Source organism: Streptomyces sp. NPDC051364 (assembly GCF_040682115.1).
Lineage (GTDB): Bacteria > Actinomycetota > Actinomycetes > Streptomycetales > Streptomycetaceae > Streptomyces.
Window position 1 is genome coordinate 228,885 of record NZ_JBFBAH010000011.1, and the last position, 19,863, is coordinate 248,747.

A 19,863-nucleotide genomic window follows, 5' to 3' on the forward strand; every position below is an offset into this window, starting at 1 on the left:
GGTCTCAGGCTAGTGGGTGCGCGGTTCACACGGGGTGTACTTCCTTTTGATTCACACGGGGTGTGAACCGAGTACGCGCATAAATGCGATACGCACCCTGCCGCAAGGAGCCCTGGGAGCGGTTCACTTAAGAGCCTCGCCAAAGAGGCAGCCCGGGTCGTCGGCTCCCCCTCGTACAGTGCGACGACCCGCACCGCGCCGCCCGCTCTGCTGTCTGCCCGACACTCCATGGCAGGCGGGCGGCGCGCTCCGGCTCCGCCGGCGCCCGGTTGGTCGCCGGGCCCCGGCAGGGGCCGCGGAACGCGCGCCGGGCCCTCCCACCGGGCCCGGTGTGCGGTTCCCTTCGGCTCAGCAGCTGCGGTCGCTGCGCAGCACCAGCAGGGCGACGTCGTCGGCGAGTTGCCCGCCGGTGTGGTGCAGCAGTGCGGCGTGCACGCCCGCGACCAGCCGCGCGGGCGTGTCCGCGGGCTGCTCTGCGAGCACGCTGCGCAGGGGGAAGAAGCGACCGCCGCGGTCGCGGGCGTCTTCGGCGCCGTCGGTGTGCAGGAACAGGACGTCGCCGGGCCACAGTTGTCCGCAGTCGTCTCCGACCAGCCCGTCGGGCACGGGCACAACACCGAGTGGCGGCAGCACCTCACCCCCGTCGAGCGATTGCACGACCATGCGCCGCTGCGCGGGGCCTTCCCCCACCCCGCCCCTCCTCCGTTTCCCGGGCTCTGCCCGGACCTGCGCCTCAAACGCCGGAGGGGCTGAATGTGCCCGGCGCGGGCTGTACGGCCCGCAGGGCTCAAGCGGCTGCGGCTCGCGGAGGAGGTACGGCCACGGGTGGCCGCAGTTCAGGGCCAGGACGGAACCGTCCTCCGCGATCTGGAGCAGCAGCACCGTCACGAACTCCTCCGACAGCCCGTCCGCGTCCCGGACGTGTCGGGACAGGGCCCGTTCCATGCGGATCAGCACCCCGCCCAGCGCGGGTTCGTCGTACGCCGCCTCCCGGAAGGCACCGAGCACCGCCGCCGCCGCGCCCAGCGCCGGCAGCCCGTGCCCCCGTACGTCCCCGATGACGACCCGGACCCCGTACGCCGTCGGCACGGCCTCGTACAGGTCGCCGCCCACCGCCGCGCCCCGGCTCGCCGACAGCTGCGCCGCCGACAGCATCAGGCCGTCGATCCGCCCCGGCAACGGCCGCAGCAGGGCCCGCTGCGCCGCGCCCGCGATCTCCTGCGAGCGGCGCAGCTCGGCCATCAGCCCGCGCCGGATGTGCAGTGCACACCCGGTGGCCAGTAACAGGAACGCCGCGCAGCTGGCCAGGCTCGCCCCCAGCCGCCCGGAGGTGGACAGCTCCCAGGACACCGCGGCGCCTCCCCATGCCAGGACGCACACCCGACGCACCTGGGGCATCTCCCCGCACGTGATCATCGTTCCGGCCTCCCCTCGGCCGCAACGATTCTGTCGACCGCCCGGAGCACCGGACACGGCTCAACGGCGTTCTCACCCGAATGAGTGAGGGGCGCATCCGGTGGTCCGGATACGCCCCTCAACCCTCGGCAGTAACAGCCGCGGCAGCGTTACGCCCCGCGCAGCACCGCGCCCGTGCGCTCGGCGGCCAGCGCCACCGCCGCATCGCGCGCGGCCGTGGACTCCTCGGCCGTCAGCGTGCGGTCGGCCGCGCGGAAGCGCAGCGCGTACGCCAGGGACTTCTTGCCCTCGCCGACCTGCTCACCGGTGAACACGTCGAACAGCCGCAGGGACTCCAGCAGTTCGCCGGCGCCCTTGCGCAGCGCGGCCTCGACCGAGGCGGCCGGGACCGACGCATCCACGATCAGCGCGACGTCCTGGGTCGCCACCGGGAAGGTGGAGATCCGGGGCGCCTGCACGGCGCCGCCGCCGGCCGCCGCGAGGCGGTCCAGGTCGAGCTCCATGGCGCTGGTGCGGGCCGGCAGGCCCATCGCCTTGACGACGCGCGGGTGCAGCTCACCGGCGTGGCCGATGACCGTCTCCACCCCGTCCAGGGTGACGAGCAGTTCGGCGCACCGGCCCGGGTGCCACGGCCCGTACTGGCCCTGGCGCACGACGAGCTCCACGCCGGCCTCGACGGCCAGCGAGCGCGCGGCCTGGACCGCATCCGCCCAGTCGGCCGGGCGGCCCTTGCCCCACCAGCCGGCCTGCTCGCGCGCACCGGCCAGCACGACCGCGGCGTACCGCGGCTGGGCCGGCAGGGCGGCGTTCAGCGTGGCGATCTCCTCGGCCGTGGGACGCCGGTCGACGGACAGTCGTACGGCGACACCCGGCTGCCGGCCGGCCCGGAAGACCGAGCCCGTCTCGAAGAGGGCGAGGTCGTGGCTGCCCCGGCTGTCGTTGCGGCGCAGTGCGCCCAGCAGGCCCGGCAGCAGCGTGGTGCGCAGCGCCGGCTCCTCGTCGGAGATCGGGTTGACCAGCTTGACGACCTGGCGGGCCGCGTCGTGCGCGGGCAGCTGGAGCTGGTCGAAGACGCCCTCGCCCACGAACGGGTAGCTGAGCGCCTCGACGTAGCCCGCACCGGCCAGCGCGCGGCCGACCCGGCGGTGCAGCTGCTGCCGGGCGGTCAGACCGCGGCCGGAGGGCAGCTTGGGCAGGGTCGACGGGAGGTTCCCGTAGCCCTCGAGCCGGATGACCTCTTCGGCGAGGTCGTTGGGCTCGGCGAGGTCGGGGCGCCACGACGGGACGGTCACGACGAGCTCGTCCTGGCCGTAGACGTCGCAGCCGACCTCCTGGAGGCGGCGGACGACGGTCTCGCGGCCGTAGTCCATGCCCGCGACCCGGTCCGGGTGGTCCGCGCGCATCGCGATGGTGCGCGGGGCGCCCGGGGCGGTGAGCTCGGTGACGCCGGCCTCGGCGGTGCCGCCCGCGAGCAGCACGAGCAGGTCGACGGTCCGCTGCGCGGCCGCGGAGGCCGCCTGCGGGTCGACACCGCGCTCGAAGCGCTTGGAGGCCTCGGAGGCGAGCTTGTGGCGGCGGGCGCTGCGCGAGATCGTCAGCGCGTCGAAGTGCGCCGCCTCGATGACGACGTCCGTGGTGCCCGAGACCGCGCCGGTCTCGGGGTCGGTCACGGAGTCGGCGATCTCGGTGTCGGCGCCGCCCATGACGCCGGCGAGGCCGATCGGCCCGCTGTTGTCGGTGATCACCAGGTCCTCGGCGTCGAGCGTGCGCTTGACGCCGTCGAGGGTGGTGAACTTCTCGCCCTGCTCGGCCCGGCGCACGCCGATGGCGCCGTCCAGGCGGGAGCGGTCGTAGGCGTGCAGCGGCTGGCCGAGTTCGAGCATCACGTAGTTGGTGACGTCGACGGCGAGCGAGATCGGGCGCATGCCGGCCTTCTGCAGGCGCCGCGTCAGCCAGATCGGGGACTTCGCCTCGGGGTCGAGGCCGGTCACCGTACGGGCGGTGAAGCGGTCGCAGCCGGCCGGGTCGTCGATCTTGACCAGGTAGCCGTACGAGTTCGGCGCGGGCACGTCGAGCAGCGCCGGGTCGCGAAGCGGCAGGCCGTACGCGGTGGCGGTCTCACGGGCCACGCCGCGCATCGACAGGCAGTAGCCGCGGTCCGGGGTGACGGCGATGTCGAGGACCTCGTCGATGAGCTGGAGCAGCTCGATCGCGTCGGCGGCGACCTCGTGCTCCGGGGGGAGCACGATGATGCCGTGGGTACCGTCGTCGCCCATGCCCAGCTCGTCGCCCGAGCAGATCATGCCGTGCGAGGTGCGGCCGTACGTCTTGCGCGAGGCGATCGCGAAGTCGCCGGGCAGGACGGCGCCGGGGAGGACCACGACGACCTTGTCGCCGACGGAGAAGTTCCGGGCGCCGCAGACGATCTCCTGCGGCTCGCCGGTGCCGTTGGCCTGGCCGACGTCGACCGTGCAGAAACGGATCGGCTTGCGGAAGCCCTCGAGCTCCTCGATGGTCAGCACCCGGCCGACGACGAGGGGGCCCTTGAGGCCGGCGCCGAGCTGCTCGACCCTCTCGACCTCGAGGCCGGCGTCTACGAGCTTGGCCTGTACGTCACGACCGGTCGTGCCCGCAGGCAGGTCGACGTATTCCCGCAGCCAAGAAAGCGGGACCCGCATCAGATCTCCATCCCGAACGGCCGGGTGAACCGGACGTCACCCTCGACCATGTCTCGCATGTCTTCGACGTTGTGGCGGAACATCAGCATCCGCTCGATGCCGAACCCGAAGGCGAACCCGCTGTACTTCTCGGGGTCCACACCGCAGGCGATGAGCACCTTGGGGTTGACCATTCCGCAGCCGCCGAGCTCGATCCAGCCCTCGCTGGAGCAGGTGCGGCACGGGCGGTCGGGGTTGCCCACCGACTCGCCGCGGCACACGTAGCACTGCATGTCCATCTCGGCGGACGGCTCGGTGAACGGGAAGAAGTTCGGGCGCAGCCGGGTGGTCATGTCCTTGCCGAAGAGCGCCTGGACCATGTGGTCCAGGGTGCCCTTGAGGTCGGCCATGGTCAGGCCCTCGTCGACGGCGAGCAGCTCGACCTGGTGGAAGACCGGGGTGTGCGTCGCGTCGAGCTCGTCGGTGCGGAACACCCGGCCCGGGCACACCACGTACACGGGCGGTTCCCGGTCGAGCAGCGAGCGCGCCTGCACCGGGGAGGTGTGGGTGCGCAGCACGACGCCGGACTCGTCGCCCTCGGTGCCCTCGGGCCCCTGGACGAAGAAGGTGTCCTGCATCTGGCGCGCCGGGTGGTCGGGCGTGAAGTTGAGGGCGTCGAAGTTGAACCACTCCGCCTCGACCTCGGGGCCCTCGGCCACCTCGTAGCCCATGGCCGTGAAGACGTCCGCGATGCGGTCCATCAGCGTGGTCAGGGGGTGCCGGGCGCCGGCCGGGACGCGGTCGTACGGCAGCGTGACGTCCACCGCCTCCTCGACCAGCACCCGCTCGTCGCGCTCCGCTTCGAGCTCGACCGTGCGGGACCCGAAGGCCTTGTTCACGGCGCCGCGGGCCTGGCCCACGCGCTTGCCCGCCTCGGCCTTGGCCTGCGGCGGCAGGGCGCCGATCTCGCGGTTGGCGAGCGCCAGGGGCGAGCGGTCGCCCATGTGCGCGGTCTTCGCCTCACGCAGCGCGTCGAGGTCGCCGGCGGACGCGAAGGCGGCGAGCGCCTCGTCCCGCATGCGCTCGATCTCTTCCGGTTTCAGTGCCTCGACCTCGACAGGGTCGTACGACTTGTTCGGTGCCGACATCTCTTCCCGTACTTCCGATGGCTGGCTGGTGGGTCCCCCGCGCGACACGCTCGACGCGCTCGGCACAAGGACACAAAGGTGCCAAAGGACGAGTCTAAAGGTCGCTGGGGGTGAAGGAGCCCGTGGGCCGCCTGGCGAGACGCTCCGCAGGGTTACTGCGTGAGGTAGGCAGGCGCCCCCACGGGCAGGATAAATCGGAACTCGGCGCCGCCGCCGGGGCCGCGGCCGACCGTGATGGTGCCGCCGTGGGCCTCCACGATGCCCTTGACGATGTACAGGCCCAGGCCGGTGCCGCCGCGCTTGCTCCCCCGCCAGAAGCGGGTGAAGACGCGGCCCATCGACTCCTCGGGGATCCCGGGGCCCTCGTCGGTCACGGTGACGGCGGTTCCCTTCTCGGTCTTGCCCGCAGCGTTCGTCATGCTGGTCGGCGATACGTCGATGGTGACCGTTCCCTCGCCGTGCCGCACCGCATTTTCGAGGAGGTTGCCGAGGATCTGGTCGATCTTGTCCGGATCGGCCCACAGATCGGGGAGCGAGCTGCTGACCCGTACGAGGAACCGGTCGGGTGCCTGGCCGTTCGCGGTGAGCGCCTGGACGTGGCGGCCGACGGCGGTGGCGATGTCCACCGGCTGGCGGCGCACCTCGAGGCGGCCCGAGTCGATGCGGGAGATGTCGAGGAGCTCGGCGATCAGCCGGGTGACGCGGTTGGCGTCGGCGTCGACGGTCTCCAGCATCAGCCGCTTCTGGTCGTCGGTGAACCGCTCCCACTTGGCGAGCAGGGTCGCGGTGAACCCCTTGACGGAGGTCAGCGGCGAGCGCAGCTCGTGCGCGACGGTGGCGATCAGCTCGGCGTGGCTGCGCTCGGTGCGGCGGCGGGCCTCAGTGCCGCGCAGGGTGACGACGAGGCGGCGCAGCGGGCCGGTGGGGTGGGTGCGCACGTACCGGGCGGAGACCAGCACCTCGCGGCCGCCGGGGAGCAGGAGGTTGCGCTCGGGCTGGCCGCGCCGGGTGGCGAGGCCCCCGTACGGGTCGGTCAGCGTCCACCAGCGGCGGCCTTCGAGGTCCTCCAGCGGCAGCGCCCGGTCGATGCCTGCGCCGAGCGCCTCGTCGGGCGCCAGGGCGGTGATCCGGGCGGCGGCGGAGTTGAAGCAGATCACCCGGCCGGTGTGGTCGGCGACGACGAGCCCGTCGGGCAGGTCGTCGGGATCGATCCCGAGCTGGGCGAAGTCACAGGGGTCGCAGGGCTCGGGTGCGGCCGGTCCGGCGCGGCCCGCGGCCTGCGGGGGCACGGCCGCCAGGGACGGCGTCCCGGACGCCTTCACGGCCCCGGGCGAGCTGTTCGTACCGACGGTCATGTCCCCGTACCCCACATCTCCGAGTAGCGCAGTGGGCCCCCCGAGCCGCCACATTACTAGCTGGGGGTCACGGAGCGGCACCCTCCGGGAGCCCGCTGTGCACGCGCGGACGCGTAGAGGCACACCGCGGCGGCCGTGGCGAGGTTCAGGCTCTCGGCCTTTCCGTGGATCGGGACGCGTACGACGGCGTCCGCGAGCGCCCGGGTCTCCTCCGGCAGGCCCCACGCCTCGTTGCCGAAGACCCAGGCCGAGGGGCCGCCCATGGTGCCCGCGTCGAGCTCGGCGTCCAGGTCGTCCTCGCCGGCCCCGTCGGCGGCGAGGATCCGCACGCCGGCCGCCCGGAGCCCCTCGACGGCCTGCTCCACGGGGACGCCGACCGCCACCGGCAGGTGGAAGAGGGAGCCCACGGAGGCCCGTACGGACTTCGGGTTGTACAGGTCCACGGAGGCGTCGGTCAGGACGACCGCGTCCGCTCCGGCGGCGTCCGCGCAGCGCAGCACCGTGCCGGCGTTCCCGGGGTCGCGGACGTGGGCGAGGACGGCGACCAGCTTCGGCTCGGCCTTGAGGATGTCCTCGAACGGCGAGTCGAGGAAGTGGCAGACGCCGACGAGCCCCTGCGGGGTGACGGTCTGCGAGACCTCGGCGAGCACCTCGTCGGAGGCGTAGTGGACGCGCGCGCCTGCGGCCAGCGCGGCATCGATGATCTCGGCGTAGCGCTCGGCGGCCTCGACGGTCGCGAACAGCTCGATCAGCGTCGACGCGCCGCCCGCGCCCCGGTGCTCGACGGCCTCGCGGACGGCCTGCGGGCCCTCGGCGATGAACCGGCGCTCCTTGGTGCGGAAGTTGCGGCGCGCCAGTCGCCTGGCGGCGGCCACCCGCGGGGATCGGGGGGAGATCAGCTCGGCGGGGGTGCCCATGGCGGTCGGCTCGCTTCCGTACGTACAACAGGTGGAACTCAGTCGAACTCGGTGATCAACGCACCGGACCCGCAGGCGCGAGGCCTGCGGGTCCGGGCAATTACTGCAGCCTTGAAGGGCGTACTGCTTAGGCAGCGGCCTTCGGGGCGTTGACGTCGGCCGGAAGCGCCTTCTGCGCAACCTCGACGAGCGCGGCGAAAGCGTTGGCGTCGTTGACGGCCAGCTCCGCGAGGATCTTGCGGTCCACCTCGATGTTGGCGGCCTTCAGACCCTGGATGAGGCGGTTGTACGTCATGCCGTTCTGGCGGGCAGCGGCGTTGATGCGCTGGATCCACAGCTGACGGAAGTCGCCCTTGCGCTTCTTGCGGTCGTTGAAGTTGTAGACCAGCGAGTGGGTGACCTGCTCCTTGGCCTTGCGGTACAGGCGCGAACGCTGACCGCGGTAGCCGGAGGCCGCCTCGAGGATTGCCCGGCGCTTCTTGTGGGCGTTTACTGCCCGCTTGACGCGTGCCACTTTTTAACTCCTTGTAGCGGGGCCGTGGGTGTCTTCACACGGCCCGAATTCGATGGGGTCCCGGTCTTGACGCTCATCCGCTCCCTGCGCGGGAGCGGAGAACATCACTTGCCGAGAAGCTTCTTGATCTTCGCGGCGTCGCCGGGGGCCATCTCCGCGGTGCCGGTCAGGCGGCGGGTGACACGGGACGACTTGTGCTCGAGCAGGTGGCGCTTACCGGCGCGCTCACGAAGCACCTTGCCGGAGCCGGTGATCTTGAAGCGCTTCTTGGTACCGCTGTGCGTCTTGTTCTTCGGCATAGCGCCGTTATCTCCTCGTCGGTGGCGCCCCCGCCGGTCCGGTTCGGGGACCGGCGCCCGGGAGCGTCATGTTGTGTCGGTGATCCGAGACAGGCTGCCTCGGAATCAGGCCTCGGCCGGTGCCTCGGGAGAGGCATCCTCGGTGGCCTCGGCAGAGGCGACCTCGGTGTTCTCCTCGACGTCGACGGGGGCTTCCTCGGAAGGAGCCTCGTCGGCGGCGACACCCTGGCGCTCGGCCTTACGGGCGGCCTGCGCCTCGCGGGCTTCGGCCATCGCCTCGGTCTTCTTCTTGTGCGGACCGAGGACCATGATCATGTTGCGGCCGTCCTGCTTCGGGTTCGACTCGATGAACCCGAGGTCCTCGACGTCCGAAGCGAGACGCTGCAGCAGTCGGTAGCCGAGTTCCGGCCGGGACTGCTCGCGACCACGGAACATGATCGTGATCTTGACCTTGTCGCCCTGCTTGAGGAACCGAACGACGTGACCCTTCTTGGTGTCATAGTCGTGCGGGTCGATCTTCGGCCGGAGCTTCATTTCCTTGATGACCGTGTGCGCCTGGTTCTTGCGCGCCTCACGGGCCTTCATGGCCGACTCGTACTTGAACTTGCCGTAGTCCATGAGCTTGCAGACCGGCGGGCGTGCAGACGCCGCGACCTCGACCAGGTCCAGGTCGTACTCCTGCGCGAGCTCAAGCGCCTTCGCAAGCGGGACGATGCCCACCTGTTCGCCGCTGGGACCGACGAGTCGCACCTCAGGGACACGAATCCGATCGTTGATGCGGGGCTCGGTGCTGATGGATCCTCCTCGGTAGCACCACACGGCTGCCTGGCAGACAGCCGCTGACGTCTAATGTCGTCAGACCAACCGCGGCGGAGAATGAAAAATGCCCCGCCGGGCACAGGCAGGGGCTCCAAAACAACCGGAGCACCGCCGCGTGCGATCGCGGGGCGCAGACTCGGGCAGCTTTCCATCGTCCGTACGGAACGATGGATGCCGCCTGACCGGTGACCCGCCGCCCCGGAGGGTGGTCGGGTGGGAGAGCGGAGCCTCCACTTGTGGGCCGGGGACATGAGTCTCCGGCCGGTCGTCAGCCCAATATAGCATTCCGCGCCGGGTCCGCTCACCCGGAGGCCGCCCGTCCGGTGTCCCCCGGGTGTCCCCACGGTGTCCGCCCGGGGCCCGGTCTGCGGACCGCGCATCCCGGCTTATCGTGAGAGGCATGACTGACGCGACCCCCGCCCCCGCCACCGAGGCCGACCAGGCCCCCGACTACGACGCCATGACCCGCGACATCGCGGACGTGCCCGCCGTCGAGGTGATCACCACGGTGGCCGTGCACCTGCTGAGCGCCGCGGCGGTCAACCTGGGCCTGGACAAGCCGGACTCCGAGCACAAGGACCTCGACGAGGCCCGCAAGCTGATCACGGCCCTGGCCGGCCTGGTCACGGCGAGCGCCACCGAGATCAGCTCCTTCCACGCGGCTCCGCTGCGCGACGGCCTGAAGTCGCTGCAGCTCGCCTTCCGCGAGGCCTCGATCGTGCCGGACGAGCCGGGCCAGGGTCCGGGCGAGAAGTTCACCGGTCCGGTCTTCGGCTGAGCCGTCCGAACGTACGGGGAAGGGCCGGGGCGATGCCCCGGCCCTTCTTGCATTCGGGCCCTACTCGCGCTCGCTGCTCAGCGGGTGAAGAGCGGCTCGCCGGCCGGGGCCGGGGCCTCCTCCGGGAGCAGGGCCAGGTCCAGCCCGCGCACCAGGCGGGCCCGCAGGGTCTCGTCGGCGGCCAGGGCCTCGGCGACCCGGCGGGCCGCGGCGTGCGGCTGCGCACCGGGGGCCAGGACGATCGCCAGGGTGCCGTCGGCGTCCGCCCCGCCCGGGCCCAGGTGGGCGCGCAGTACGGCCTGTTCGGCGGCTACGGCGGCCCGTACGGCCTCCCGCACCGCGGGGTCGGCCAGCGGGCCCGCGTCGGTGCGGCCCTCGGCCAGCGCGAGCAGCGCGGGGCCGGTGAGCTGGTAGGTGACGGGGCCGGCCAGGTCCAGGACCACGGTGTCGGCCTTCTCGTGCGCGGCGGCCGCCAGCGCCTGGTGCAGCGGGACGGCCACCGGCCGGGCCGCCGGGTCCCAGAGCGCCAGCGAGGCGATCGAGGTGAACGCGGGCAGCGCCCGCCGGTCCCCCGCCCGCAGGGTCGGGACGGCCATGTCGCTGGTCTTCTCCCGCTTGAGCCCGGTCTCCGGGTCGGTCTCCACCTCGCCGAGCACGGCGACGACCGGGACCAGCAGACGGGCCCCCTTGAGGGCGGCCAGCACCTCCGGCTCGTTCGCCCGGTCCGCGGACCAGGCGGCCAGGGCCGCGCTCAGCCGGGGGTCGGCGGAGCCGTCGTCGCCGGAGAAGCCGGGGTCGGGAATGTTTTTGTTCGCCACAGTTACCCGACCCTATCCCGATCCCGCCGTGCGCCCCGCGGGCGCCGGGCCAGTACGGCGGCCAGTACGAGCAGCGCCAGCCCGGCGGCCGCGGCCGCCGGGGCACCGAGGCGGGCACCGCGCCCGGCCGCACGGGCCGGCTCGGGGCCGGGGCCGAAGTACGGCTCCCCGGCCGCGACGGGCGCGGGGACCGGCGGCTCGGCGCGCACCGTGTCGGCGACCTGGAGGGCGGCGACCGGATCCACCAGTCCGTGGCCGCGGGAGTCGTCCCGGCCGCCGGGCGGGGCGTCGGAGGCGGTGTCCTCGAGGAGCTTCTTGATCTGGGCCGGGGACAGGTCCGGGTGCGCGGCCTTGACGAGGGCCGCGACACCGGAGACGAAGGCCGCGGCGGCGCTGGTGCCCCAGCCCTCGTAGTAGGAGCGGTCGGGGTCGGCGATGACGACGTCGACCCCGGGCGCGCTGACGGTGGCGTACCAGTTGCGGGTGGAGAAGGAGGCCTTCTTCCCGCCGCGGTCGACGGCGGTGACGGCGATGACCCCGGGGTAGGCGGCCGGGTAGGAGGCGTGGTCGCCTACCCGGCCGCCGTTGCCCGCCGAGGCGACGACGACCACGCCCCTGGCGAGGGCGTACTGGACGGCCTCGTCCTCGGCGGCCTCGTGGTGCGCGGAGTCGCTGTCGTCGCCGAGGGAGAGGTTGATCACGTTCGCGCCGTGGTCGGCGGCCCAGCGGATGCCCTCGGCGAGGGCGCCGCCCTTGTTCTCACGGGCCTTGGCCCGGCCGGGGTCGCCCTCTTCGAGGATCACGCGGATCGGGAGGATCTTCGCCTGCGGGGCGATGCCGAGGACGCCCTGGCGGCGGTTGGCGCCGTGGCCGTGCCCGGCGATGATCCCGGCCATGGCGGTGCCGTGCCGGGCCCAGGCGCGGTCGCCGCGGCCGGCGCCCATGCCGATCAGGTCGGTGCCGTCGAGGACCTGGCCGGCCAGGTCGGGATGGGTGGCGTCGACCCCGGTGTCGAGGACGGCGACGGTGACCCCGTTGCCCCGGGTGGTGCCCCAGGCCTCCTCGGCGCGCAGGGCAGTGAGGCCCCACTCGCGGTCCCGGATGGCGTCGGCGGCCGCCGGGGGCGCGGTGGCGCCGACGAGGAGGGCGCCGAGTACGAGGGCGGCGCCGGCCCTCGGCCGGCTCATCGGCCCGTCCCGGAGGGGGCGGGAGGCCCGGCGAGGGTGCGTACGGCTCGCTCCATCCGGTCGGCGACGGCCTTGGCCTCGTGGCCGAGGCCGGCCTGGGCGACGGCTCCGGTGGCGTCCTTGCGCATCACGTCCTCGGCGGGGCGGGGGGCGTCCAGCGTGCGGCCGTCGGTGAAGGCGGAGACGGTGTAGACGACGACGGGTGCCTCGGACGGCACGGACGCGGTCCACGCGGCGCGCTGGCTGTCGGCGAAGCCGTAGCCGGGCGGGGCGGGAAGTCGTCCCCGCAGGGCCGCCATGGCCGGGGCGTCGGCGGGGGTGAAGACCATGCCGACGGTGACGAGGGAGCTGCGGGTGGCATCGCTGTAGGTGGCGCGCAGGACCCGGGTGCAGCCGGTGGCGGCGAGGACCGCCTGCCAGTCGGGGGCGAGCGCGGGCCCGCAGTCGGCGTCGGGGGCGAGCGCGACCCGGGTCCACGTACGGTCGGCCCCGCCGGGGCCGCTCTCCGCCCCGTCCAGGACGGGCGGGAACAGGGTGTCCACGGGGGTCGCGCGCCAGAGCGAGCCGGCCTTGCGGTAGGCGGCGTCGGCGTCCAAGGGGCGGTGGGCGGCGCGCTGTTCGGCCCAGCCGCTGATGCCGGCCCCGCCGACCAGGCCCACACCCACCAGGGCGCACAGCGCGGCGGCGACGCCCCGCCCGGACCCGCGGCGGCCCGGACCGGATTCGGCCGCGGGCTCGGCGAGGACCGCGGTCTGCGGTGTAGACGCACTCATCCGGCGGCTCCGCCCCCCGTTCCGTACGGCTGCCTCCCCGTACTCTACGCGGCCTCGTCCCCCCATCCGCGGGCCCGGGCCGGGGGCGCCCGTACCGAGCCGACCGCGAGGCCGGGCCTGAGCGGGGCGCCCCTACCGCCACGACCGCGGGGCCGTGCCCAGGGGGCGCAGCCCCGGCTCCGGCCTCCGCCCCTGCCGGGCCGATCAGCCCCGCCGGCGTTTGAGGCGCGGGGTCTGGGGCGGAGCCCCAGGATCTGCGGCACTAGGCCAAAACCGCCGAGGGGAGGGCGGCGGCTTCGATCAGGGCTGACATCACGCGGGTGTCCTTGTCCCGTTCCGGGTGCCACTGGACGCCCAGGACCCAGTGCGCGGGGTCGGGGAGTTCGATGGCCTCCACCGTGCCGTCGACCGCATGCGCCGAGGCGATCAGGCCGCGGCCCAGGCGGCCGACGGCCTGGTGGTGGTAGGTCGGGACCTCCGCCTCCTCCGGCACCAGCGCCGCGTACCGCGTGTCCGGGACCGGCCGGACCGGGTGCCAGGCCATGACGCCCGGAGCCACCGCGTGGCCGTCGATGTGCTGGACCAGCGTGCCGCCCAGGGCCACGTTCAGCGCCTGCATGCCCCGGCAGATGCCCAGCACCGGCATGCCCGCCGCCAAGGCCGCCTCGATCAGGGCGAGTTCCCACTCGTCCCGCTGCGTCGCGGGGTCCCCCGTACGCGGGTCGCGTTCGGCCCCGTAGCGGACCGGGTCCACATCGGGGCCGCCCGCGACGACCAGGCCGTCCAGCCGGCTCAGTACCTCCGCCGCCGATCCGGGTTCGTCCGGCGGGAGCAGCACGGCCGCGCCGCCCGCCGCCTGGACGAGTTCGTAGTACCCGGTGGGTACGAGGGACGTCGGGACGTCCCACACCCCGTAGCGGGTGGATTCCTCCACGTAGGTGGTGATGCCGATGAGCGGCCTGGGCACTGTTGCTACCTCCAAGGGACGAAGAACGACGGTCAGTCTCAGGTCAGTTCGGCCTCGGCCTCCGCCAGCGCCGCGAACTCCTCCTCCGGCGCGGAGGCCACCAGGTGGTGCCGACTGTAGAGCGCGAAATAGGCGAGGGCGACGGCGTACACACCCAGTGCGATGAACGCCGCGTCCTTGTCCACCAGGAAGGTGGCGACCAGCGCCGACAGCGCGAGGACGAAGGCCACCGAGGAGGTGGCGATGCCGCCCGGCGTGCGGTACGGGCGCTCCAGGCCCGGCTCCCGCTTGCGGAGCACGATGTGGGAGAGGGCCATCAGCGCGTACGAGATGGTCGCGCCGAACACCGCGATGTTGAGCATGCGCGGGCCGTTCCCGGTGGCCGCGGCGAGCGCGAAGCCGATCGCGCCGGGTATGAGCAGGCCGAGGTACGGAGCCTTGCGCTTCGAGGTGAGGGACAGGAAACGCGGCAGGTAGCCGGCGCGGGAGAGCGCGAACAGCTGGCGCGAGCCGGCGTAGATGAGGGAGAAGAACGAGGCGACGAGCCCGGCCAGGCCCGCGTAGTTGACGAAGGTCTTCAGCCAGGACAGGCCCGGGTTGCCTTCGAGGGCGACGACCAGCGGGTTCCCGGCGTCCTTGATGGCGTCGGCGCCGCGCGCTCCGGTCGAGGCGAGGAAGGTGACCAGCGCGAGCAGGACGAGGATGCCCATGGAGATCGACAGGGCCCGCGGCATGGAGCGCACGGGGTCCTTGGCCTCCTCGGCGGCCAGCGGTACGCCCTCGACGCCGAGGAAGAACCACATGCCGAACGGGAACGCGGCCCAGATGCCGAGGACGCCCAGCGGCAGCCAGGAACTGGAGCCGGCGGCGGTGGTGTCCACGGCGATGTTGTCGAGGTTCGAAGGGTCGAACTCGGTGAAGGCGCCCAGTGCGAAGACGATCAGCGCGATCACGGCGATCGCGGTGACGACGAGGGAGAAGCGCAGCGCCTCGCCGACGCCCCACAGGTGGATGCCGATGAAGATCGCGAAGCAGGCGAGGTAGACGGGCCAGCCCGACGTGAGGCCGAAGAGGTTGAGGGATTCGACGTAGTCGCCGATGAAGATGGCGATGGCGGCCGGGGCCAGGATGTACTCGATGAGGATCGCGGTGCCGGTGAGGAAGCCGCCCCAGGTGCCGAGCGCCCGGCGGGCGAAGCCGTAGCCGCCGCCGGCCGTCGGCAGGATCGCGGACAGTTCCGCGAGGGAGAAGACGAGGCAGGCGTACATCGCGCCCATCAGGGCGGTGGCGATGGCGAGCCCGCCGAAGCCGCCCTGGGCGAGGCCGACGTTCCAGCCGGAGAAGTCGCCGGAGACGACGTACGCGACGCCGAGGCCGGTCAGCAGCAGCCAGCCGGCGCTGCCGCGGCGGAGCGTACGGCGTTCCAGGTAGCTGTCGCCGCCCTCGGGGGACGTGGTGGGTTCGGGTACGGCTGCGAGCCGTGCCTCGGTGTCGTCGGCCATGTGCGCTCCTACCTAAGGCAATGGTTGTGGGGCGTACCTTTGCCGTAGCGGAGTGGAGAGCGCAAGACCCCTGCGTTAAACAAGGGTTACGAAAAGCTCTCGAGCCGCCCCCGCACCAGCTCCCCCTAGGCCAGAAACCCCCGCAGCAGCGCCGCCGTTCCGCAGCAGTGCTCGCGCATCACCTCGCGCGCCGCGTCCGCGTTCCGCTCCAGCACCGCCTCGACGAGCGCGGAGTGCTGCTGCTGCGAGTGCTCCAGGTTGCGCACCAGCAGCGGGATGCAGTCCAGCAGGTCGTTCACGGTGGCCCGGACGGCCGCGTACTGGGCCGTGAGGGTGGCGGATCCGGCGAGCTCGCACAGGGTCAGGTGGAAGAGGGTGTCCTGGCGGCGGTAGTCGGGCAGCGGTGCGTCATGGGTGGCGGTCAGCGCGCCGAGCAGCCGCTCGGCGCCCTCCTCGGTCAGCCCCTGGGAGGCGCACAGCCCGGCCGCGCCCACCTCCAGGACCTCGCGGAACCGCAGGACGTCCTCGATGTCCACGCCCACCACGCGCCGGCGCAGCTCGTCCTCGGTGCCGCCGACGGGGGTGTCGGGGCGGGGGAGCACGAACGTTCCGCCGTACCGCCCGCGCCGGGCCTCCACCAGGCCCTGGTCCTGGAGCACCTTCAGCACCTCGCGCAGGGTGACCCGGCTGATCCCCATCCGCTCCGCCAGCTCCCGCTCGGGCGGCAGCCGCTCCCCGCCCGGCACCAGCCCCAGCCGGACCACCTGGAGGATCTGCTCCAGCGCCTCCTCGAAACCGTTGCCCGCCCGCACCTGTCGCAGCACCGGATTCAGCCGCGCGATCGCGCCGCCTTCGCTCGCCATGTCGGTCATCTCGGCTCCTCCCCTTCCCAAGCAATGGTTCTATTCAATACCTTAGGCCTCCTCGGCTCACCGAAGGAGAGATTCCAGTGGTAGACCGCAAGCAGCCGCTCGCGCCCGAGGAGCTCCGCGCTCTCGTGGCCAGCGGCGAGATCGACACCGTGGTCCTGGCCTTCCCCGACATGCAGGGGCGGCTCCAGGGCAAGCGGTTCGCCGCACAGTTCTTCCTCGACGAGGTCCTCGCGCACGGCACCGAGGGCTGCAACTACCTCCTCGCCGTCGACACGGACATGAACACCGTCGACGGATACGAGATGTCTTCCTGGGACCGGGGCTACGGCGACTTCGCCATGCACCCCGACCTCGCGACCCTGCGCCGGATCCCATGGAACCCGGGCAGCGCCTTCCTCCTCGCCGACCTCGCCTGGAACGACGGCTCGCCCGTGGTCGCCGCGCCCCGGCAGATCCTGCGCCGCCAGCTCGAGCGCCTCGCCGAGCACGGGTACACGGCCATGGTCGGCACCGAGCTGGAGTTCATGGTCTTCCAGGACACCTACGAGCAGGCCTGGAACGCCGATTACCGCGGCCTGACCCCCGCCAACCAGTACAACATCGACTACTCCGTCCTCGGGACCGGCCGCATCGAGCCCCTGCTGCGCCGGATCCGCAACGAGATGCAGGCCGCGGGCCTGATCGTCGAGTCCGCGAAGGGCGAGTGCAACCTCGGCCAGCACGAGATCGCCTTCCGCTACGACGAGGCGCTGACCACCTGCGACCAGCACGCCGTCTACAAGACCGGGGCGAAGGAGATCGCCTCCCAGGAAGGCGTCTCGCTCACCTTCATGGCCAAGTTCGACGAGCGCGAGGGCAACTCCTGTCATATCCACCTCTCGCTGGGCGATGCCGACGGGCACAACGCGATGGCCGGTGACGGCCCGGGCGGAATGTCACCGGTGATGCGGCACTTCCTGGCCGGACAGCTGGCCGCGCTGCGCGACTTCTCCCTTCTCTACGCCCCGAACATCAATTCGTACAAGCGTTTCCGGCCGGGATCCTTCGCGCCGACCGCCGTCGCCTGGGGCGTGGACAACCGGACCTGCGCGCTCCGAGTCGTCGGCCACGGCCGCTCGATGCGCTTCGAGAACCGCCTGCCCGGCGGGGACGTCAACCCGTACCTCGCCGTCGCCGGCCTGGTCGCGGCCGGGCTCTACGGCGTCGAGAACCGCCTCGAGCTGCCGGAGGCCTGCGCGGGCAACGCGTACACCGCGGAGTTCGCACACGTTCCCACCACCCTGCGCGAGGCCGCGGAGCTCTGGGAGAACAGCGAGATCGCCAAGGCCGCCTTCGGGCCCGAGGTGGTTGCCCACTACCGCAACATGGCGCGCGTCGAACTGGACGCGTACGACTCCGCGGTCACCGACTGGGAACTGCGCCGCTCCTTCGAGCGCCTGTAGCCACCCCGCCCGGCACGCCGCGCGCCCCGCATGCCACCGCGCGCCCGCATGCCACCGCGCGCTGCGCACGCCACCGAACCGAGAGTCTGTGAGGCACCACGTGTCCGATGTGCTGGCCCCCGACCATTTGAAAGTGTTGAATCCGGCCACCGAGGAAATCGTCGCCACCGTCCCGGCCGCCACACGGGACGATGTCGACACCGCCGTCGCGCGGGCCGCCGCGGCCCAGCGCGGCTGGGCGGCGGCCGCCCCCGCCGACCGGGCCCGGCTGCTTCGCCGCTTCGCCGCGGTCGTCGACGGGCACATCGAGGAACTGGCCCAGCTGGAGGTCCGCGAGGCCGGGCACACCATCGGCAACGCCCGCTGGGAAGCCGGCAACGTCCGTGACCTGCTCGAATTCGCCGCCGGCGGAGTGGAGCGGCTCTCCGGCCGCCAGATCCCCGTCGCCGGCGGCATCGACGTCACCTTCCTCGAACCCCTCGGCGTCATCGGCGTGATCGCCCCGTGGAACTTCCCCATGCCGATCGCCGCCTGGGGCCTGGCCCCGGCCCTGGCCGCCGGCAACGCCGTCCTCCTCAAGCCCGCCGAGACCACCCCGCTCACCGCGCTGCGCCTCGCCGAACTCGCCCTCGAAGCCGGGATCCCCGAACACCTCTTCCAGGTGCTCCCCGGCCACGGGACGGTCACCGGAGACGCACTCGTCGAGCACCCGGGCGTTGCGAAGATCGTCTTCACGGGATCCACGCCGGTCGGCAAGCAGATCATGGCCAAGTGCGCCGAGCGGGTGAAGCGGGTCACCCTGGAACTCGGCGGCAAGAGCCCCAACATCGTCTTCGCCGACGCGGACCTGGAGGCGGCCGCCGCCGCGGCGCCGATGGCCTTCCTCGACAACACCGGCCAGGACTGCTGCGCCCGCACCCGGATCCTCGTCCAGCGCTCCGCCTACGACCGGTTCCTGGAGCTGCTCGCCCCCGGCATCGAGGGCGTTCGCGTCGGCGACCCCGCCGACGAGAAGACCCAGATGGGGCCGCTGATCTCCCGCGTGCAGCTGGACCGCGTACGGTCGTACGTCACCGACGACCTCATCGCGATCCGCGGCACCGCCCCCGAGGGCCCCGGCTTCTGGTACCCGCCGACCCTCGTCACGGACGTCGCCCCCACCGCGCCCGTGGCGGCCGAGGAGGTCTTCGGCCCGGTCGCCGTCGTCCTTCCCTTCGAGGACGAGGAGGACGCCGTGCGGCTCGCCAACGCGACCGAGTACGGCCTCTCCGGCTCCCTCTGGACCCGTGACATCGGCCGCGCGCTGCGCGTCTCGCGCGCCGTCTCCGCGGGCAACCTGTCCGTCAACTCCCACAGCAGCGTCCGCTACTGGACCCCCTTCGGCGGCTACAAGCAGTCCGGACTCGGCCGCGAGCTCGGACCCGACGCCCTCACCGCATTCACCGAGACCAAGAACGTCTTCATCAGCACGGAGGCCTGAGCCCATCATGACCACTTCTGACACCGAGATCGTCTGCCGCCGCCTGGTCGGCCGTACCGCCGTCATCACCGGAGCCGGCAGCGGCATCGGCCTCGCCACCGCCCGCCGTCTGGCCTCCGAAGGCGCCCACGTGGTCTGCGCCGACATCGACGAGACGGCCGGCAAGGCCGCCGCCGAGGAGGTGGGCGGCCTGTTCGTGAAGGTCGACGTCACCAGCCCCGAGGAGGTCGAGGCCCTCTTCAAGACCGCCTTCGACACCTACGGCTCCGTCGACATCGCCTTCAACAACGCGGGCATCTCGCCCCCGGACGACGACTCGATCCTCACCACCGGCCTCGAGGCCTGGAAGCGCGTCCAGGACGTCAACCTCACCTCCGTGTACCTGTGCTGCAAGGCCGCCCTGCCCTACATGCAGCGCCAGGGCCGCGGCTCGATCATCAACACCGCGTCCTTCGTGGCCGTCATGGGCGCCGCCACCTCGCAGATCTCTTACACCGCCTCCAAGGGCGGCGTGCTCGCCATGTCCCGCGAGCTCGGCGTGCAGTTCGCCCGCGAGGGCATCCGCGTCAACGCCCTGTGCCCGGGGCCGGTCAACACCCCGCTGCTGCAGGAGCTGTTCGCCAAGGACCCGGAGCGGGCGGCCCGCCGTCTCGTGCACATCCCGCTGGGCCGGTTCGCCGAGCCCACCGAGATCGCCGCCGCCGTGGCCTTCCTGGCCAGCGACGACTCCTCGTTCATCAACGCCACCGACTTCCTGGTCGACGGCGGCATCTCCGGCGCGTACGTCACCCCCCTGTAAGCCGGCTCCGCCGACGGGCCTTGCAGGCCCCGAGCGTTCACCCGTACTCCATCCCCTCGACAGCCGGGCGTCGCACGACGCCCGGCTGTCGTGTTCTACCGTCCGAGATGATCTTCGTAG

Annotated in this window: 18 protein-coding genes; 4 read left to right on the forward strand and 14 right to left on the reverse strand. The window is 72.5% G+C overall.

Annotated elements, in window-relative coordinates; all coding sequences use genetic code 11:
- Positions 1-348 precede the first annotated feature (348 nt).
- From AB0M76_RS24145 to infC, 8 genes are all read right to left on the reverse strand, one after another.
- On the reverse strand, positions 349-1,398 hold the full coding sequence (locus AB0M76_RS24145; protein WP_365954826.1) for a PP2C family protein-serine/threonine phosphatase: 1,050 nt from the start codon (positions 1,396-1,398) through the stop codon (positions 349-351).
- A gap of 167 nt (positions 1,399-1,565) precedes the next feature.
- Positions 1,566-4,094, reverse strand: a complete 2,529-nt coding sequence (pheT, locus tag AB0M76_RS24150) for a phenylalanine--tRNA ligase subunit beta (RefSeq protein ID WP_365954827.1) — start codon at positions 4,092-4,094, stop codon at positions 1,566-1,568.
- Positions 4,094-5,221, reverse strand: a complete 1,128-nt coding sequence (pheS, locus tag AB0M76_RS24155; RefSeq protein WP_266668689.1) for a phenylalanine--tRNA ligase subunit alpha — start codon at positions 5,219-5,221, stop codon at positions 4,094-4,096. Before pheS ends, pheT begins: the two co-directional genes overlap by 1 nt.
- 152 nt (positions 5,222-5,373) lie before the next feature.
- The gene (locus AB0M76_RS24160) at positions 5,374-6,576 is read right to left on the reverse strand and encodes an ATP-binding protein (protein ID WP_365954828.1); all 1,203 of its coding nucleotides are present in this window, start codon (positions 6,574-6,576) and stop codon (positions 5,374-5,376) included.
- Between the two features lie 56 nt (positions 6,577-6,632).
- Positions 6,633-7,493 carry an RNA methyltransferase gene (locus tag AB0M76_RS24165; protein WP_266668685.1) on the reverse strand — a complete coding sequence of 287 codons (861 nt, stop codon included), beginning with the start codon at positions 7,491-7,493 and terminating at the stop codon, positions 6,633-6,635.
- 127 nt (positions 7,494-7,620) lie between these two features.
- A complete protein-coding gene (rplT, locus tag AB0M76_RS24170) occupies positions 7,621-8,007 on the reverse strand; it encodes a 50S ribosomal protein L20 (RefSeq protein WP_007263143.1) in 387 nt (128 codons plus the stop codon).
- Between the two features lie 104 nt (positions 8,008-8,111).
- The gene (gene rpmI / locus AB0M76_RS24175) at positions 8,112-8,306 is read right to left on the reverse strand and encodes a 50S ribosomal protein L35 (protein ID WP_030157249.1); all 195 of its coding nucleotides are present in this window, start codon (positions 8,304-8,306) and stop codon (positions 8,112-8,114) included.
- Positions 8,307-8,411: 105 nt separating this feature from the next.
- Positions 8,412-9,125 carry a translation initiation factor IF-3 gene (gene infC / locus AB0M76_RS24180; protein WP_328621924.1) on the reverse strand — a complete coding sequence of 238 codons (714 nt, stop codon included), beginning with the start codon at positions 9,123-9,125 and terminating at the stop codon, positions 8,412-8,414.
- 400 nt (positions 9,126-9,525) lie between these two features.
- On the opposite strand from infC, the gene AB0M76_RS24185 reads away from it, so the two are divergent.
- Positions 9,526-9,903, forward strand: coding sequence for a DUF1844 domain-containing protein (locus AB0M76_RS24185; RefSeq protein ID WP_365954829.1), 378 nt, complete (start codon positions 9,526-9,528; stop codon positions 9,901-9,903).
- Between the two features lie 77 nt (positions 9,904-9,980).
- Here the strand turns inward: AB0M76_RS24185 and AB0M76_RS24190 are convergent, their stop codons facing one another.
- From AB0M76_RS24190 to AB0M76_RS24215, 6 genes are all read right to left on the reverse strand, one after another.
- On the reverse strand, positions 9,981-10,721 hold the full coding sequence (locus AB0M76_RS24190; protein WP_365954830.1) for an SseB family protein: 741 nt from the start codon (positions 10,719-10,721) through the stop codon (positions 9,981-9,983).
- A 2-nt stretch (positions 10,722-10,723) separates the two neighbouring features.
- Positions 10,724-11,908 carry a type VII secretion-associated serine protease mycosin gene (gene mycP, locus AB0M76_RS24195; protein WP_365954831.1) on the reverse strand — a complete coding sequence of 395 codons (1,185 nt, stop codon included), beginning with the start codon at positions 11,906-11,908 and terminating at the stop codon, positions 10,724-10,726.
- On the reverse strand, positions 11,905-12,681 hold the full coding sequence (locus AB0M76_RS24200; RefSeq protein WP_365954832.1) for a hypothetical protein: 777 nt from the start codon (positions 12,679-12,681) through the stop codon (positions 11,905-11,907). The genes mycP and AB0M76_RS24200 overlap by 4 nt, the downstream gene beginning before the upstream one ends.
- A gap of 262 nt (positions 12,682-12,943) precedes the next feature.
- Positions 12,944-13,648: a gamma-glutamyl-gamma-aminobutyrate hydrolase family protein gene (locus tag AB0M76_RS24205; protein WP_365954833.1), complete on the reverse strand. Its 705-nt coding sequence runs from the start codon at positions 13,646-13,648 to the stop codon at positions 12,944-12,946.
- Between the two features lie 38 nt (positions 13,649-13,686).
- Positions 13,687-15,150, reverse strand: a complete 1,464-nt coding sequence (gene eat / locus AB0M76_RS24210) for an ethanolamine permease (protein WP_365954834.1) — start codon at positions 15,148-15,150, stop codon at positions 13,687-13,689.
- A 125-nt stretch (positions 15,151-15,275) separates the two neighbouring features.
- Complete coding sequence (locus AB0M76_RS24215; RefSeq protein ID WP_365954853.1) at positions 15,276-16,013, reverse strand: FCD domain-containing protein; 738 nt, start codon at positions 16,011-16,013, stop codon at positions 15,276-15,278.
- Between the two features lie 86 nt (positions 16,014-16,099).
- Between AB0M76_RS24215 and AB0M76_RS24220 the strand changes: the two genes are divergently transcribed.
- The 3 genes from AB0M76_RS24220 (at position 16,100) to AB0M76_RS24230 (ending at position 19,743) form a co-directional block, all read left to right on the forward strand.
- On the forward strand, positions 16,100-17,464 hold the full coding sequence (locus tag AB0M76_RS24220; RefSeq protein WP_365954835.1) for a glutamine synthetase family protein: 1,365 nt from the start codon (positions 16,100-16,102) through the stop codon (positions 17,462-17,464).
- A 112-nt stretch (positions 17,465-17,576) separates the two neighbouring features.
- Positions 17,577-18,944, forward strand: a complete 1,368-nt coding sequence (locus tag AB0M76_RS24225) for an aldehyde dehydrogenase family protein (protein WP_365954854.1) — start codon at positions 17,577-17,579, stop codon at positions 18,942-18,944.
- A gap of 7 nt (positions 18,945-18,951) precedes the next feature.
- Positions 18,952-19,743, forward strand: a complete 792-nt coding sequence (locus AB0M76_RS24230; protein WP_365954836.1) for a 3-oxoacyl-ACP reductase — start codon at positions 18,952-18,954, stop codon at positions 19,741-19,743.
- Positions 19,744-19,863: the final 120 nt, after the last annotated feature.